The following is a 916-nucleotide window of genomic DNA, read 5'->3' on the forward strand; positions in this document are numbered from 1 at the left end:
GAAGTCATTTAAACTTTTTTGTGTTATAGAACTTTCTTAGTGCAATAACCATAAATGCTAAATAATTAAAAGATTTCCAGCTAGATACTGTAGTATCAAACCTATTGAGCAATGATCTAAAGCTGTCTAACCAAGCATTTGTTCTTTCTATAGCATATCTTTGATGGTATAAAAGCTCATCAAAATAAATTTCATCTGTATCTGATCCATTGCGCTTATTGAAAGCAATATTGGCAATAATATCTTTATTTTCACAATGCTTTCTGAAGTTTTGAGCATCAAACCCGGCATCAGCATTCATAAATAATCCTTTTACAGCAATCTCTGCCTTTTCTAATGTTTGGATGATTTGATCAAAATAGATTTCAATACGATACAAATCATTATGATTTCCGGCAATAGGGTCTGACATTGCTAAAGGAAGTCCTTGTCTATCTGTAAAATAAAGCGCAGTACTGGTCTTTCTCTTTTTTCGACCTTGGTAAGCTACCTCTTCTCCTCCCCGTAATGCCGATGTATGGCTCCCGTCTAAATCTGCACTGGATAAATCTAATTTCGATTTATTTTTTAATAATAGCTGTATCCAGCAATCTTGCCAAATATTATTTATACATCATTTACGGAAATGATAGAAAACACTTTGGTAGCTTAAAACATTCTCTTCAAAAAGACTTTTTACAGGTAAATAAGCCCATTGAACCCCTGTTTTCAGTTTGTATAATATGCAATTTACTATTTCAACCAGAGGTGCTTTGGGAAAAAATCCTCGTTTTGGCGTGGGAAGATTGGGGACTATTTCATTTTCTATTATATCTTTGTCAAGTACTTGGTACAACATCGGCTTGATTTGTTTTTTATGTTTTGCAACACAAAAATAAACAAGCCGTTTTTTATATAAAAAAGTTTAAATGATTTC

1 pseudogene is annotated in these 916 nt (G+C 32.5%); it reads right to left on the reverse strand.

Annotated elements, in window-relative coordinates:
- Positions 1-4 precede the first annotated feature (4 nt).
- Positions 5-838 (reverse strand): annotated as a pseudogene (locus OXQ85_RS20560) (transposase).
- Between the last annotated feature and the right edge of the window lie 78 nt (positions 839-916).

The sequence above is a fragment of the Chryseobacterium sp. GM_Chr_2 genome, from assembly GCF_026540445.1.
GTDB lineage: Bacteria > Bacteroidota > Bacteroidia > Flavobacteriales > Weeksellaceae > Chryseobacterium.